This is a genomic window from Bacteroides sp. MSK.18.37 (assembly GCF_019129155.2).
Classification (GTDB): Bacteria; Bacteroidota; Bacteroidia; order Bacteroidales; family Bacteroidaceae; genus Bacteroides; species Bacteroides ovatus.
In genome coordinates this window covers 3,652,917-3,668,749 of record NZ_JAHOIB020000001.1, presented here as the reverse complement: position 1 = coordinate 3,668,749, position 15,833 = coordinate 3,652,917, and the positions used below count along the sequence as shown (strand labels likewise).

Genomic DNA, 15,833 nt, shown 5'->3' with positions numbered 1-15,833 from the left:
AACTAAAGAGCACTAAATCCTTTACTTTTGTTGTGAGCTTACGTAAAAGATATAAAGCACTTAAATCGTTTAATTCAAATTTACTGTATGAAAAACAAAATCCTTCTATTACTAATTGGAATCACCGCCTGTTCCATGAGCCTGTTTGCACAAGATAGAAAAGTGTCCGGCATCGTAAAAGGGAAAAGTGACCAAGAGCTGATCATCGGAGCAAATGTCCTTATTAAAGGAACAAAGCGGGGAACTGTAACCAACGTTAATGGAAAATTCGCTATTTACGTTGGACAATCCGACAAAGAACTTGAAATAAGTTATGTCGGAATGAAAAGGAAGATAGTCAAACTGGAAGCAAATAAAACCAGTTATATGATTGAATTAGAAGAAGATTATAATTCACTGGATGACGTTGTGGTCATAGGTTACGGAACTCAAGCCAAGCGAGATATTATTGGCTCGATCACGACTATCTCTTCTAAAGATTTGGACTCTAATTCCGGTGGGAATATCAATACAGCTTTACAAGGAAAGATTCCGGGCATGCAAATTGTGTCAACTTCCGGTGAACCCGGAGCCGGCTCATCGATTAAAATTCGCGGTGCGTCTTCCATTAACGGAGGTAGTGAACCACTGTATATTGTAGATGGCGTACCTATTGAAAGCGAGAATATTTCTTCCATCGACGGTGATGCGACGTTTAGTCCCATAGCCGGTATCAACCCAAGCGACATTGAATCTATCGAAGTGCTGAAAGATGCGTCTTCAGCAGCTATTTACGGTTCACGTGCCGCCAATGGCATTGTTATGATCACCACCAAAGGTGGAAACAAGTTTGAAAAGTCAAAGCCTATTGTCACTGTCAGCCATACGTCAAGCGTCGTCTCCATTTCACGCAAGCTGGATGCAATGAACGCCGAGCAATTTCGTACAGCATATAAAGAAGCACGCGCAAACAATTACCAGGTTGCCGAACAAGGTTGGATTGTCAATCCATTCCATCCCTACTACAATCGCACGACAGATTGGCAAGACGTAATATTCCGGACAGCATACCAAACCCGTAACGATGTAAGTGTACGCGGTGGTAGTGACAGTTTCTCTTATGGAGTATCAGCCGGATATCGAGATCTTAAACCAGTAGTTATTAATACGAAATACAACCAAATTAATCTGAGAGCCAATTTCCTTTACAAGGTAGGGAAACGTATCACTGCAGGAACTAAAGTTTCTTTCAGTAACATGGATTATACCCGTATCCTCTCTTCAGGAAGCAACAATTACAGTGCATTAAGAGCCGCCTTGTTCACTAATCCTTGTTTCTCTCCATACGATCCTCTAACCGGTGAAGTGGTAGACTGGCTAGGAGTAAAAGAACAACGTAACCCACTGGCTGTAGCGACCAAAGTTCCTATACACTTTAAACGCAGGTGGTTGACAATGAACCAATATATACAGATAAATCTAACGAAAGGTCTTAACCTAAGAGTCAGTGTATCCGGAGATATCAGCAAAACCAATCAAGACAGTTTCATGCCTAAGGAATTCGATTCCAATACACCAGCTCGCGATAATGGCAAGTTCCGGCAGAGCGAAAGCCAAAGTTTTTTAAACGAAAACACACTGTCATATAACGGAAAAATCAAATCTCATCATTTAAATGTAGTACTCGGACAATCATTCCAACAAGACAGAACAGAAGCAATCGTTTTAAACGGAAACGGCTATATTGACAAATCTGTTATAACCATTCAAAATGCCTCTACTTACACCAACATATCTAGAAGCGAATCAGAAAGGGCACTACTCTCTTTCTTCGGGCGTGTCAGTTATGACTGGAAAGGACGTTACCTCGCGTCAGCCACTCTTCGAAGCGACGGTTCCTCCCGTTTCGGAAAGAACAAACGATTCGGGACATTTCCATCAGCCTCTATCGGGTGGCGCTTTTCCGACGAGAAATTTATGAACTTTGCGAAAAAGATATTACGTGATGCTAAGTTCAGAGCCAGCGTCGGTGTAACAGGTAATCAGACAATTTCGAATTACGCCTCATTGGGTTCTTACACAGCCTCATCCAACAAATATGACGGAAATGTAGAAATTTTGTATAACGCAATGCCCAACGATATTATCGGATGGGAAAAAACAACTCAATATAATATTGGCTTGGATCTTTCATTCTTCAATGGACGTGTAGTATTCAACGCCGACGCGTATCTAAAGAAAACGAATGATTTATTATTTGACTTTCCCGTCCCCAATTACACAGGTTTCTCCTCCGTTCCAAGAAACTACGGAAGTGTAGAAAATAAAGGATTGGAATTTCTGCTTGAAACGGTCAACCTTACCGGTAAATTTAAATGGAAAACGTCATTCAATATTTCCATGAACCGGAATAAAATCACCGAACTTCCCAACAATGAAGATATCATCATAGGAGACTTCTCACTAGGAAGAGTTGGCGAACCAATGGGAGTATTCTATGCTCACAAAGCACTTGGTGTCTACTCCAAAGATGAAGATAACGTTTATATACTGCCCAACGGACAAAAAGACCAGGTACGAAAAGGAGCCTCTACAGGTGCCCCATTTAAAGGCGGTGACATGATTTGGGAGGATATTGATGGAAACGGAGTTATTGACGACAATGACCGCGTCATCATCGGTGATCCCAATCCTAAGTTTATTGGCGGTATGTCTAATACATTCTCCTACAAAGGAGTTTCACTCAATATCATGATGCAATGGTCATACGGAAATAAAATAATGAACGAGTTGAGACGCACCCGTAATGCCATGAGAACAACTAGCAATCTAGGACAAGACGCATTAGCACGTTGGAAAGCACAAGGCGACATTACAAACTTCCCGATGATTCGCTATCAAGACAAAATGGAAAACTTCCGTCCTTCTTCTTTTAACATGGAAGACGGCTCTTTCCTACGCATCAAAGAAATCACATTAAGCTACAATATTCCTCCTAAATGGTGCAAGAAAGTATTCTTGAAATCAGCCAATGTATACATATCCGGCACAAACCTCCTCACATGGAGCAAGTATAGCGGATACGACCCGGAGGTAAACACTTCGACATCACCATTTATCCAAGGAGTTGATAACGGTGCTTTCCCTAAGAGCCGTTCTTATAATCTTGGTGTCAATTTCACATTCTAATCATCCGTAAATACCATCAAATATGAAAATGCTATCTATTTTAATATGCTTTATAGGCACTTGCTTTTCCAGCTGTTCTCTTTTGGAGTTGGAGCCGACTACTTCCTGGACAGCAGAAAACACACCTAAAGAAGAGTCACACTTATACGGAATCTTATACGGAGGATACAATACACTCCAGTCGGATTTGAGTATCAATTTCCTAGCCTATGGCGAAATGAGGGGTGATGCATTTTACAACAACGCATTTAACGTGAATGCTGATAAAGTAGTGAACAATTCACTTGATAATAATATATTTTGGGCTTCATGGTATAATTACTATCGTGTTATCAAACAAGCAAATGCTGTCATTAAGTTTACTCCACAAGTACTTGAAGCAGGCGGCATAAGTGCAGAAAAAGCCGATGATGTAATGGGACAAGCTTATTGCCTACGAGCGTTCACCTATTTCTGGATTATCCGCATTTGGGGAGATGCTCCATTGGTAACAGCACCTTATTTAGACTCCAACGATAGTTTTGACCTCCCCAAAGCTGCTGTTGCCGACATTGTCGAACAAATTCACAGTGATTTAGAAAATGCATCTAACATGATTGATAAAAATTCGACTTCACGAACGACGTTCACCCAAACAGCAGCTTATGCCATCAATGCTCACGTATATGCATGGGAACATAAATATGAAGAAACAATCAATATGGCTGACAAAGTATTGACTAATACCAATTATACTTTAGCGAACTTATACGACGAAAAATATACCGGTACGACAGACGATGTCAAAAACAAAAATTTCAAAGCATTGGTACAAGCCAGCGAATATGCACAAATCTTTAATACCGGACGCAGTAAAGAATCGATTTTTGAATTGGCAAGCAATGTTGCCGATGGAGATGACCAAAAGAATCTAACAACTTATCTAGCCGGCTCATGGCCTATCTTACGCCCTCGCCCTAGATTCGGAAAAGCCATTGACGCTGAAGGAAGCACTTGGAGATCAGCTGCAATACAAGAAGTAGCCGGTAGTAAATACAAAGTCACCAAATTTACAATTGGCTTTGACTACACTGCTGACAGCCGTAACATTGTCATGCTTCGCTTGGCAGACATCATCCTGTTGAAAGCAGAGGCTATTGCCAATCAGGAAGATACAGATGAAAATCGTAAAGCAACAATGAAACTAGTAAACCAAATAAGGAAAAGAGCCGGAGGAAGTGATTACGAGATTCCCGAAGAACAGTTTCTCAATCGCGAAGAATATGACCAGGAAGGAATAAAAGAAATCGTTCTCAACGAACGTAAATATGAATTAGCTTACGAGGGCCATCGCTGGTTTGACCTAATCCGCACAGGCAAAGTATTTGAAGCCGTTAAAAATAGAGGAAACGATATCGGAGAAGACGAATCTCCTGTCATCGAATTGAGTCCTAAAGCACTAGTATGGCCGATTCATTTAGAGGAACTACGTCGCAGCAAGCTAATCGAGCAGAACGAGTATTACAAATAATTTTATCATTTAAAATATGAAAATATGAAATCGACTCATTACATACTATCAATTATAGTACTACTTTTCTCCGGTTGTAATTTAATAACCGATTATAAACTAGACACCAATCCCGATTATCTAAAAGAGGTATCTTTGATACAGTACCTTGAAGAAGGGAAAGAAAGTACACTGACAATGTATTTAGAAGCAATTAAATACGCAGGTCTGGAGGAACAAATTTCAACAGGAAACCGAACACGCATCATTCCTACTAATGATGCTATAAAAAGTGTATTATCAAGTGCCGGAGTAGAACAAATCAATCAACTTTCCAAGGGGGTCATCCGCAATCTATTTTCTTACCTGACTTTTGACGGTACTTATCGTTCTATCGATATGGAAACTGACCAAAGCGTAAAAGGAATAAGTGATTCCGGAGAACCTATTTTCTTAACTCGTAAAGAAGGAGCAAGTGACAAATTCCTACTCTATGTAAACGATAGTAAAGAAATCGACGGACAATCTATCGCTGTCATCCGGCAAGATTATCTTTTCAAGGATGGTGTAGCACATGTCGTAGGTCAATTGCCCCTATATATTAAAAAAGTAAAAGAGACAGACCCGATTCCGGATGATGTCGACCACTCGCAAGCTCCTACTTATAATTTACCTGTGACCGAAGATGCCAATGTATATCATGGCGCTGCCAATACTAACTACAACGGTTCTAATAGATTGAACTATCTTTGTAACCGCGCCTCTCGTTACAGATATACCTTTTTCAAGTTTGCATTATCAGAGGTGGATTTTATAGATAATCTTTTCTCCGCCAAGCTATGTTTTAATGTAAAAAGAATAGTTGGTTCATTCATTCCTTCATGCGCCGTTTATGCAACGTCAAATGAATGGACAGAAAAAACACTTACTTATAATAATCGTCCGGAGTTCGGACTAGAGGTCTCTATTTTCGATTTGTCAACGGCCTGGAATGAAACCGACATCACACAATACATTCAAAATGCATATAATAATTCTGAGACTGAAGTTTCTTTTGGATTAAAAGTGTTGAACGGCGAAGCAATCAGTACTTCTCAAGTAGAGATATATCCGCGAGAGACCTCTTCTACTAATTTGAATAATAGTCCTAATGCTGCCTATATCAAATTACAGGGTGCCATCGACAGTGAGCTCCAGCTAGATCATAATCAACAGATAAAGGGCAGCGCCGGCAGTATCATTACACTGACCAAAGTGCATCTGCAAATGTCTGCCGGCCCCAACGCACAGTATACATACAATGATAATAATATTATTTTTATTATAGAACACTTACCCGCCAATGGCACACTTGTACGCAACGGACTTCCTATGACCAAGTCGGCTCGATTCACACAAGCGGAACTGGCTGCCGGTATAGTAAAATACATCCATAACGGTCAAGGTACAACAGATACATTTATACTCAAAGTACAAGACTATACCGGTGGAGTATACACAGAACGAATACCTATGCAAATCACTATTCAATAATAAAGTAATCATTACATTTATAAAAATAGAAACAGAATGCCAAACTCTTGTAAACAAAAGCAATATTTCATATCGCTGACGATCCTAGCCGGAATGTTTTTTATATTCGGATTTGTATCATGGGTGAACTCCATCCTGATTCCTTATTTCCGTATCGCTTGCGAACTAACCCATTTCGAATCCTACTTCGTGGCTTTTGCTTTTTATATAGCCTATTTTGTCATGGCTATTCCTTCAGGAATCCTCCTGAAGAAAGTAGGTTTCAAACGAGGAATCATGTATGGTTTTATGTTGACGGCATTAGGAGCTTTTCTTTTTGTTCCGGCTGCTTTAGTTCGACAATTTGAAATATTCCTGATCGGCCTATTTTCTATTGGAACAGGCTTGGCTATTTTACAAACTGCCGCCAACCCCTATGTAACGATCATCGGTCCTATTGAGAGTGCCGCCCGACGAATCAGCATCATGGGAATATGCAACAAGTTTGCCGGGATTATTTCTCCACTCATTTTCGCAGCTTTAATTTTAAAAGCAGACGACAGTGAACTTTTCAGCCTCATAGAATCTGGTACATTGGATGCAATAACTAAAAGTGCCATGCTTGACGAGTTGATACAACGTGTCATTGTACCTTATGCCATACTAGGGGGGCTATTAGTATTAGCAGGAATCGGAATCCGCTATTCCATATTGCCGGAGATTAATACAGATGAACAAAATGCAACTGACGAAAAAGAGAACGGGCATAACTCTAAAAAAAGTATTTTCGATTTTCCTTATCTTATATTAGGAGCTTTAGCTATTTTCTTCCATGTAGGGACACAGGTAATTGCTATAGATACCATCATCAACTACGCCAATTCAATGGGAATAGACTTGCTTGAAGCAAAAGTATTCCCCTCATATACATTAGCTTGTACTATGATTGGCTATATATTAGGCATCCTTATAATTCCCAAATATGTCTCACAGACAAAGGCATTGATTATATGTACCGTATTAGGATTGTTGCTTTCATTCGGAGTTGTATTCGCTGATTTCAACGTGACTCTATTCGGACATCAAGCAAATATTTCCATCTTCCTGCTTTGTGCACTCGGCTTCCCGAATGCTTTAATCTATGCCGGGATTTGGCCTTTATCTATCCACGGGCTGGGCAAGTTCACCAAGACAGGTTCTTCACTACTAATTATGGGACTTTGCGGAAATGCCATTTTACCATTGATATACGGTTATTTTGCTGAAGTATATGATCTGCGCATTGGCTACTGGATATTAATTCCGTGTTTCCTTTATCTGATATTCTTTGCAACCAAAGGCCATAAAATCAATTCCTGGAAACGAAACTATTGATAAAAAGACATACTTCATACAATGAAAAGACTTATTATTACCAACGGAAAAATCATTTTACCTACAAGCATAGAAACTGATAAAATACTGATATGTATAAATCAGAAAATCAGGCAAATTGTAGCGAGCAATGAATTTATGCCTCAACCCGATGACCAAATAATAGATGCTGCCGGTAATTACGTAGCACCAGGATTCATCGATATGCACATTCATGGCGGTGGTGGTCACGACTTCATGGATGGCACCGTAGAGGCGTTTCTAGGCATAGCAGAAACTCATGCGAAATATGGAACTACTTCCATGGTTCCCACTACATTGACATGCTCTGACACAGAATTAATGAATACGTTTGCTACCTATCGGAAAGCTAAAGTCCTCAACACAAAAGGAGCAAAGTTCATCGGTTTACATTTAGAAGGACCTTACTTCTCCCCCAAACAAAGCGGAGCACAAGATCCTATATACTTGAAGAAGCCACAACCGGAAGAATATAACGCCATTTTAGAATCTTCGGAAGATATTATACGCTGGAGTATCGCTCCTGAATTGGAGGGAGCTATTAAAATGGGACATGTTTTACAAGAGCACCACATACTTCCTTCTATTGCCCATACCGATGCGATCTATGAAGAAGTAACACAAGCATATAAAGCCGGTTATACGCATATAACCCATTTATATTCAGCGATGTCATCTGTCACACGCAGAAATGCCTTTCGCTATGCAGGAGTAGTAGAAGCTGCATACCTAATTGATGATATGACAGTGGAAATCATAGCCGACGGTATCCATCTCCCTAAACCATTACTGCAGTTTGTTTACAAATTTAAAGGAGCTGACAAGATAGCTCTCTGTACTGATGCCATGCGGGGAGCAGGTATGCCTGACGGAGAATCCATATTAGGAAGTCTGGCTAACGGACAAAAAGTAATCATCGAAGACGGAGTAGCCAAAATGCCTGACCGTTCCGCATTTGCAGGAAGTGTAGCTACCACTAACCGTCTGGTCAGAACAATGGTACAACTGGCCGACGTCAGTCTCATCAATGCCATTCGTATGATGACACTTACTCCTGCCCGTATCCTCCATATCGACAAGTCAAAAGGTTCACTGGAGGCCGGGAAAGATGCGGACATCGTTATTTTCGACAATCAAATTAATATCATTCACACAATATCAGAAGGCCATGTTATCTATAGTAAATGAAACTGAAACTAAAGTATTTCAACAAAATCAATTAACTGTCAAAATCTACCCAACCGTCCAGCAAATGGGAAAAGCCGCCGCTCAAGAAGTAGCTGACAGAATATGCAATTTATTGGAAGGAAAAGCTGAAATCAATATGATATTTGCCGCAGCTCCTTCACAAGAAGAATTTCTACATCACTTGATCAGCGATCAGCGAATTAGCTGGAACAGAATCAATGCTTTTCACATGGACGAATATATTGGAGTGCTGCCTGATGCGCCGCAAAGTTTCGGAAACTTCCTCCGAATACGTATTTTTGATAAGGTACCTTTCAAGAATGTCTATTATTTAAACGGGCATGCTACTGATCTGGAAGAGGAATGTACACGATACACCAGTTTATTGTCACAATTCCCCACTGATATTGTCTGTTTAGGAATCGGTGAAAATGGACACATTGCTTTCAACGACCCTGATGTTGCCAATTTCAACGATCACAAACTAGTAAAGATAGTAAAACTTGATCATGTGTGCCGCCAGCAACAAGTCAATGAAAAATGTTTTGAGACACTTGAACAGGTGCCTACGGAAGCTTTAACTCTTACTATACCGGCATTATTAAAAGCCAAATGGATGTTTTGCATCGTGCCTTTCAAGAATAAGGCTCAAGCTGTCTATCGCACAATCCATGGAGATATTTCTGAAAAATGTCCGGCCAGTATATTGCGGAGAAAAGAAAAATCTTCGTTATATTTGGACACAGAAAGTGCACAGTTACTCAATTTATAACTTCTAATATTTTAATTGAAAAGAATTATGAAAAACAAACTATGTCTACTTCTTATTTTATCAAGTTTCGTTTTGAATATTCATGCACAAAAATCTATACGGATAGGAATTATCGGTCTAGATACTTCCCATTCAGTAGCCTTTACAGATTTAATTAATGGAGATAAAGACAATGCTTTTGCCAAAGGCTTTAGAATCGTTGCGGCCTATCCGTATGGTTCAAAAACTATTGAATCCAGCGCTAAACGTATTCCAGGTTATATTAAGAAAGTAGAACAACAAGGAGTAGAGATTGTATCTTCAATCAGTGAGTTATTGGATAAAGTAGATTGTGTACTTTTAGAAACAAATGATGGCAGGCTTCATCTCGAACAAGCTATCGAAGTCTTCAAATCAGGAAAAATCTGCTATATTGATAAACCGATCGGCTCAACATTAGGCGAAGCCATTGCTATCTTCGAGATGGCAGAAAAATATAAGGTCCCTATTTTTTCTTCTTCAGCATTAAGATACTCTCCACAAAATCAGAAATTAAGAAACGGAGAATTTGGAGATATTATAGGAGCCGACTGCTACTCTCCGCATAAAGTGGAACCTACACATCCGGATTTCGGTTTTTACGGAATACATGGAATAGAAACTCTATATACGATTATGGGAACCGGATGTGAATCAGTCAACCGAATGTCTTCAGAAAATGCAGACATTGTGGTCGGACGTTGGAAAGATGGACGAATCGGAACTTTCAGAGGAATAAAAAAAGGGCCTGCCATTTATGGAGGAACAGCGTTCGGCGCCAAAAAAGCTATTGAAGTAGGAGGTTATCAAGGATATAAAGTACTTCTTGAACAAATTTTGAATTTTTTCCAAACAGGAATCTCTCCTATCTCCAGAGAAGAAACAATTGAAATATTCACTTTCATGAAAGCATCCAATATGAGTAAAGAAGAGAATGGAAGAATTGTCACATTGGAAGAAGCTTACCAAAAAGGATGGAAAGACGCCCGGAAATTAATCAAAACCTATAATAAATAAGAAAATGAAATTTATATATAAAGGAATCGGGCTTATATCAATCTTATTTATAGTTGCTTCATGTTCTTTCTCCAAGAAACAGACTATGAATAAGGCGGAAGCCAATGATTCATGTAAAATAGAAGTAGTCGTTCTTGATCCAGGACATTTCCATGCCAGTCTGCTTCAGAAAGATGCATTAGCTGTTATTAATGATACCATCCGGATATACGCTCCTGAAGGAATAGGCGTCAATCAATACCTGGAAAGTATAGATTCTTACAACCATCGGCCAAAGTCTCCCACCACATGGAAGAAACAAGTATATACAGGCGAAGATTATCTCCAGAAAATGCTTTCAGATCATAAAGGTGATGTCGTAATTCTGGCTGGAAATAATCAGAAGAAGACACGATATATTATAGAATCTATCAAAGCCGGATATAATGTTCTTGCAGATAAGCCACTGGCTATTAACTCACAGGACTTCCAATTATTGACAGAGGCTTATCAGCTAGCACAACAAAAGGGACTCCTTTTATATGATTTGATGACGGAGCGATATGATATTCTCAACATCATAGAAAAAGAACTCTTACATCAAACAGAATTATTTGGAGAATTACAAAAAGGCTCACCGGACAACCCTTCTGTAATAATGGAAAGCGTACATCATTTCTTTAAAAAGGTTTCCGGTAAACCGCTGGTTCGTCCTGCATGGTACTATGATATAGCACAACAAGGAGAAGGAATTGCAGATGTAACAACACATTTGATAGATCTTATCAACTGGCAATGTTTTCCAGATGAAGCAATTCATTATCAATCGGATGTCAAAGTACTTTCGGCCAAACACTGGCCAACCCCAATCACATTGGCAGAGTTCAGCCAATCAACGCAAACAGACTCTTTCCCTATTTATCTGAATCAATACATAAAAAATGATGTATTGGAAGTTATGGCAAACGGAAGTCTCAACTACACCGTCAAAGGAATTTATATGGGAATGAAAGTCACATGGAATTATATGCCACCAGTTCATGGAGGAGATACGTTTACTTCTATCAAAAAAGGTAGCAAAGCAACTTTAAAAATTGTTCAAAATGAGAAGAATGGTTTTGTGAAAGAATTGTATATTCAGAAAAAGCCAAACATTGACAGCCATGCTTTTGAGACTCAATTACAAAAGACGATAGAACAACTTCAAGAAAGCTACCCGTTCTTATCCGTCAAAAATAAAAGTAACGGGATTTATCTTATTGATATACCACAGGAATACAGACTAGGACATGAAGAGCACTTCAGTAAAGTAGCAAAAGCTTTCCTGCATTATATACGTAACAAAAACATCCCGGAATGGGAAAACGAAAATACATTAACCAAATATTACATTACTACAACTGCTGTAGAAATGGCTAAGAAAGAAAATAAATAAGACAATAGGTGTTAGAGACAAGATGTAAATATTATAAAGATGAAGCCATGTTTCATGGCTTCATTCCTCATATCATGGGGACACGATTCGATATATTGCTTATTCATTCTGATGCAGAACGTTTAAACGGACTTTGGTACCATATCATCAACGAGCTGGAACGTTTGGATAAGATCTTGAACCGTTTTGATCCCCACAGTGAGGTCTCCGGAATTAATAAACATGCTTTGCAAAGTTATATTCAAATTAGCAAAGAACTGGAGGAAATATTGCAACTTTGCCAATATTATTACGAAAACACCTTTCATCTATTTGACATTACATTAAAAGATTTCTCCAAAATACAAATTCACGACCATCAACGCATTTCCTTTGCATCTTCCACTATTTCACTCGATTTCGGAGGCTTTGCCAAAGGGTATGCTTTGAAGAAAATCAAAAGATTCATTGAACAAGAGAACGTCAACCATGCATTTGTCAATTTCGGTAATAGCTCCATTCTGGGCATGGGACATCATCCTTATGGAGACAGTTGGAAAGTGAGTTTTCTGAATCCGTATAACCAGTCTCTTTTAAATGAGTTCAACCTTCAAAATACAGCATTATCCACTTCCGGTAATACGCTGCAATATACCGGACACATTATGAATCCACTTACGGGTTTATTTAATGAACAACGAAAAGCAAGCTCTATCATATCTACAGATCCGTTAGAGGCTGAAATTCTAAGTACCGTATGGATGATTGCGAATAAAGAACAACAGCAATTACTCACAGAGAATTTTAAAGATATACAAGCAACCCTATATGATTTATAACATGAAAGACAATAAAAAAGAAGGAGTAGACTTAGGGCTCAGACAATTTATAAAAAGTCTGGGATATGTTGCCGGAGGAACCGCTTTATTAGCTACCACTCCCTGGCTTACCTCCTGTACCCCCGAAAAATTGAAAGAGATTAAACATGAAAAAGCACGGATTGCTTTAATTGGCACAGGTTCCAGAGGGCAATACCACATCCATAACCTCAAGGAAATACCTCATGCACAAATTGTAGCCGTGTGTGACAATTATGCTCCCAATCTTCAGCAAGCATTGGAGCTTTGCCCGGATGCCAAGTCCTATACAGACTACCGTAAGCTGCTGGAATCGAAAGACATTGATGGAGTCATCATATCCACACCACTAAACTGGCACGCACCTATTGTGTTGGACGCATTAGCTGCCGGCAAACATGTCTTCTGTGAAAAAGCAATGGCACGCACCCTTGACGAGTGCAAGGCTATCTATGACACTTACAACCAGTCTGAAAAAGTACTCTACTTTTGTATGCAACGAATGTATGACGAGAAGTATATCAAAGGGATGCAAATGATTCATTCCGGACTGATCGGAGATGTGGTAGGAATGCGCTGTCATTGGTTCAGAAATGCAGACTGGCGTCGTCCTGTTCCTTCACCGGAATTGGAGCGCAAAATCAATTGGAGATTATATAAAGCCAGTTCGGGCGGACTAATGACCGAACTGGCTTGTCATCAATTGGAAGTATGTAACTGGGCAGCTAAAAGAATGCCGGTAAGTATCATGGGGATGGGTGATATTGTTTACTGGAAAGACGGTCGTGAAGTATACGATAGTGTAAATGTGACTTACCGATATTCCGATGGAACCAAGATTGCCTACGAATCATTAATCGCCAACAAGTTCAACGGAATGGAAGACCAAATTCTGGGAAGTAAAGGAACGATGGATATGGCCAAAGGTATTTATTACCTGGAAGAAGACCATTCTACTTCGGGCATCCGCCAACTGATTGACCAGGTAAAAGACAAAGCTTTTGCCGCCATCCCAACGGCAGGACCTAGTTGGCGGCCGGAAACAAAAATGGAATACACTCCACATTTTATCATTAATGGAGATATTCACGTTAACAGTGGTTTAAGTATGATCGGAGCAGACAAAGACGGATCGGATATCATTCTATCCTCTTTCTGCCAATCTTGTATCACTGGAGAGAAAGCACAGAATGTAGTAGAAGAGGCTTATTGTTCTACGGTCCTTTGCTTACTTGGGAATCAAGCAATGGATGAACAACGCCATATCCTCTTCCCCGACGAATATAAAATACCCTATATGAAATTCTAAACTATGAAAGATATTATTATCACCTCAAAAAAGTTGAAACAAGAAAGGAATATCTTTCTTCTAAGTTTCCTGCTTGCATTTATCATCAACGTAATTGCAATCATTATCTATTCCCGCCCATGGATTGAAATAATATCCCAAATCGGGTATGTCATCGTGATTAGTTTTTTCATCTATCTTATCTTATGGATTCCCCGAGGAATCCTGATATTCTTGAGTCACCTTTTCCGAAGAAAAAAATAAGAGATTTACGTTTTTTGAAGGAGAATTGACGGAAAAGCTCATTCACATATTCTAATAACAACCTAATTTTGGAGAAAAATAGATACTATGACAACAAGAAGAGATTTTATCAAAAAAACAGTAGCAGGTACAGCTGCACTTTCATTAGGAAGCATACTTCCAGGATTCGGTTCAAGCCGTTATCAAGATATTCTGGGAGCTAACGAAAAAATACGTATCGGAGTCATTGGAGTGAATTCGAGAGGTAAGGCCCTGGCGCAAGGATTTGCCAAACTTCCAGATTGTGAAGTAACTTACATTTGCGATGTAGACTCTAGAGCATTAGAAAAATGCCAGGCTGCTATCCACAAAATAACCGGACGTACTCCCAAAGGAGAAAAAGACATTCGTAAGATGTTAGAGTCGAACGATTTTGAAGCAGTGGTGATTGCTACCCCTGACCATTGGCATGCCAAAGCAGCCATTATGGCTATGCAGGCCGGAAAGCATGTTTATCTGGAAAAACCGACCAGTCATAATCCGGCAGAAAATGAAATGTTGGTTCGAGCCGCTTTGAAATATAACCGGATTGTTCAAGTGGGTAACCAACGCCGCTCCTTTCCCAATGTAATTAAAGCTATGGAAGAAATCAAATCCGGTTCTATCGGAAAAGTGAGATATGCCAAATCTTGGTATGTCAATAATCGCCCTTCCATTGGAACAGGGAAAGTTGTACCTGTACCTGATTATCTGGATTGGGATTTATGGCAAGGTCCTGCCCCACGTGTTGCAGATTTCAAAGATAATTTCATCCATTATAACTGGCATTGGTTCTGGAATTGGGGAACAGGTGAAGCGCTCAACAATGGAACCCACTTTGTTGATATACTCCGCTGGGGATTGGGCGTAGATTATCCTACAAAGGTTGATTCTATCGGAGGTCGGTATCGTTTTCAAGACGACTGGCAAACTCCTGACACACAACTCATCACCTTCCAATTTGGCGACGAAGCATCTTTTTCATGGGAAGGACGTAGTTGTAATACGATGCCGGTAGACGGATATGGAGTAGGAACCGCATTTTATGGAGAAAACGGAACTCTCTTCATTGGCGGTGGCAATGAATATAAAATTGCAGATATAAAAGGTAAAACGATTAAAGAGGTAAAAAGTGATTTAAAATTTGAGACCGGCAATCTGTTGAATCCATCCGAAAAGTTGGATGCCTTCCACTTCCGAAACTGGTTTGATGCCATTCGTAAAGGAACAAAGTTAAATTCCGGAATTGTAGATGCCTGTATCAGTACCCAGTTAGTACAATTAGGTAACATTGCCCAACGTGTCGGACATTCATTACAGATTGATCCGGGAAGCGGACGAATTCTCAACGATTTGGAAGCCAATAAACTTTGGGGAAGAGAGTACGAAAAAGGTTGGGAAATACGGGTTTAAATCAACTTCTCATTAAATTATCAGAGATATGTCATGTATAC

The 15,833-nt window shown here is 39.6% G+C and carries 12 protein-coding genes; all 12 read left to right on the top strand.

All coding sequences use genetic code 11. The annotated features are described in order from the left end of the window. Nucleotides 1-87: 87 nt before the first annotated feature. The 12 genes from KSX81_RS14375 (at nt 88) to KSX81_RS14320 (ending at nt 15,792) form a co-directional block, all read left to right on the top strand. On the top strand, nt 88-3,168 hold the full coding sequence (locus tag KSX81_RS14375; protein WP_151923486.1) for a SusC/RagA family TonB-linked outer membrane protein: 3,081 nt from the start codon (nt 88-90) through the stop codon (nt 3,166-3,168). Between the two features lie 22 nt (nt 3,169-3,190). After that, the gene (locus tag KSX81_RS14370) at nt 3,191-4,678 is read left to right on the top strand and encodes a RagB/SusD family nutrient uptake outer membrane protein (RefSeq protein ID WP_055235185.1); all 1,488 of its coding nucleotides are present in this window, start codon (nt 3,191-3,193) and stop codon (nt 4,676-4,678) included. A gap of 24 nt (nt 4,679-4,702) precedes the next feature. Further along, nucleotides 4,703-6,190, top strand: coding sequence for a DNRLRE domain-containing protein (locus KSX81_RS14365; protein WP_118418508.1), 1,488 nt, complete (start codon nt 4,703-4,705; stop codon nt 6,188-6,190). A 36-nt stretch (nt 6,191-6,226) separates the two neighbouring features. Beyond that, entirely contained in the window at nt 6,227-7,543 is a 1,317-nt protein-coding gene (locus KSX81_RS14360; RefSeq protein WP_151923487.1) for a sugar MFS transporter, read from the top strand. Nucleotides 7,544-7,564: 21 nt separating this feature from the next. After that, nucleotides 7,565-8,752: an N-acetylglucosamine-6-phosphate deacetylase gene (gene nagA / locus KSX81_RS14355; RefSeq protein WP_151923488.1), complete on the top strand. Its 1,188-nt coding sequence runs from the start codon at nt 7,565-7,567 to the stop codon at nt 8,750-8,752. Further along, the gene (locus KSX81_RS14350; protein WP_120144804.1) at nt 8,733-9,524 is read left to right on the top strand and encodes a glucosamine-6-phosphate deaminase; all 792 of its coding nucleotides are present in this window, start codon (nt 8,733-8,735) and stop codon (nt 9,522-9,524) included. Before nagA ends, KSX81_RS14350 begins: the two co-directional genes overlap by 20 nt. A 27-nt stretch (nt 9,525-9,551) precedes the next feature. After that, nucleotides 9,552-10,559, top strand: coding sequence for a Gfo/Idh/MocA family protein (locus KSX81_RS14345; protein ID WP_120144803.1), 1,008 nt, complete (start codon nt 9,552-9,554; stop codon nt 10,557-10,559). 4 nt (nt 10,560-10,563) lie between these two features. Further along, complete coding sequence (locus KSX81_RS14340) at nt 10,564-11,973, top strand: putative oxidoreductase C-terminal domain-containing protein (protein WP_120144802.1); 1,410 nt, start codon at nt 10,564-10,566, stop codon at nt 11,971-11,973. A gap of 47 nt (nt 11,974-12,020) precedes the next feature. Then, nucleotides 12,021-12,791: an FAD:protein FMN transferase gene (locus KSX81_RS14335; protein ID WP_164497217.1), complete on the top strand. Its 771-nt coding sequence runs from the start codon at nt 12,021-12,023 to the stop codon at nt 12,789-12,791. A 1-nt stretch (nt 12,792) separates the two neighbouring features. Next, nucleotides 12,793-14,118, top strand: coding sequence for a Gfo/Idh/MocA family protein (locus tag KSX81_RS14330; protein ID WP_151923490.1), 1,326 nt, complete (start codon nt 12,793-12,795; stop codon nt 14,116-14,118). Nucleotides 14,119-14,121: 3 nt separating this feature from the next. Further along, nucleotides 14,122-14,361: a hypothetical protein gene (locus KSX81_RS14325; RefSeq protein ID WP_004299591.1), complete on the top strand. Its 240-nt coding sequence runs from the start codon at nt 14,122-14,124 to the stop codon at nt 14,359-14,361. An 87-nt stretch (nt 14,362-14,448) separates the two neighbouring features. Continuing rightward, nucleotides 14,449-15,792, top strand: coding sequence for a Gfo/Idh/MocA family oxidoreductase (locus KSX81_RS14320; RefSeq protein WP_008998018.1), 1,344 nt, complete (start codon nt 14,449-14,451; stop codon nt 15,790-15,792). The last annotated feature ends 41 nt before the right edge of the window (nt 15,793-15,833 follow it).

Coding starts and splice junctions, on each gene's coding strand:
- KSX81_RS14375 (WP_151923486.1), top strand. CDS start 88: ATGAAAAACAAAATCCTTCTATTACTAATTGGAATCACCGCCTGTTCC.
- KSX81_RS14370 (WP_055235185.1), top strand. CDS start 3,191: ATGAAAATGCTATCTATTTTAATATGCTTTATAGGCACTTGCTTTTCC.
- KSX81_RS14365 (WP_118418508.1), top strand. CDS start 4,703: ATGAAATCGACTCATTACATACTATCAATTATAGTACTACTTTTCTCC.
- KSX81_RS14360 (WP_151923487.1), top strand. CDS start 6,227: ATGCCAAACTCTTGTAAACAAAAGCAATATTTCATATCGCTGACGATC.
- nagA (WP_151923488.1), top strand. CDS start 7,565: ATGAAAAGACTTATTATTACCAACGGAAAAATCATTTTACCTACAAGC.
- KSX81_RS14350 (WP_120144804.1), top strand. CDS start 8,733: ATGTTATCTATAGTAAATGAAACTGAAACTAAAGTATTTCAACAAAAT.
- KSX81_RS14345 (WP_120144803.1), top strand. CDS start 9,552: ATGAAAAACAAACTATGTCTACTTCTTATTTTATCAAGTTTCGTTTTG.
- KSX81_RS14340 (WP_120144802.1), top strand. CDS start 10,564: ATGAAATTTATATATAAAGGAATCGGGCTTATATCAATCTTATTTATA.
- KSX81_RS14335 (WP_164497217.1), top strand. CDS start 12,021: ATGTTTCATGGCTTCATTCCTCATATCATGGGGACACGATTCGATATA.
- KSX81_RS14330 (WP_151923490.1), top strand. CDS start 12,793: ATGAAAGACAATAAAAAAGAAGGAGTAGACTTAGGGCTCAGACAATTT.
- KSX81_RS14325 (WP_004299591.1), top strand. CDS start 14,122: ATGAAAGATATTATTATCACCTCAAAAAAGTTGAAACAAGAAAGGAAT.
- KSX81_RS14320 (WP_008998018.1), top strand. CDS start 14,449: ATGACAACAAGAAGAGATTTTATCAAAAAAACAGTAGCAGGTACAGCT.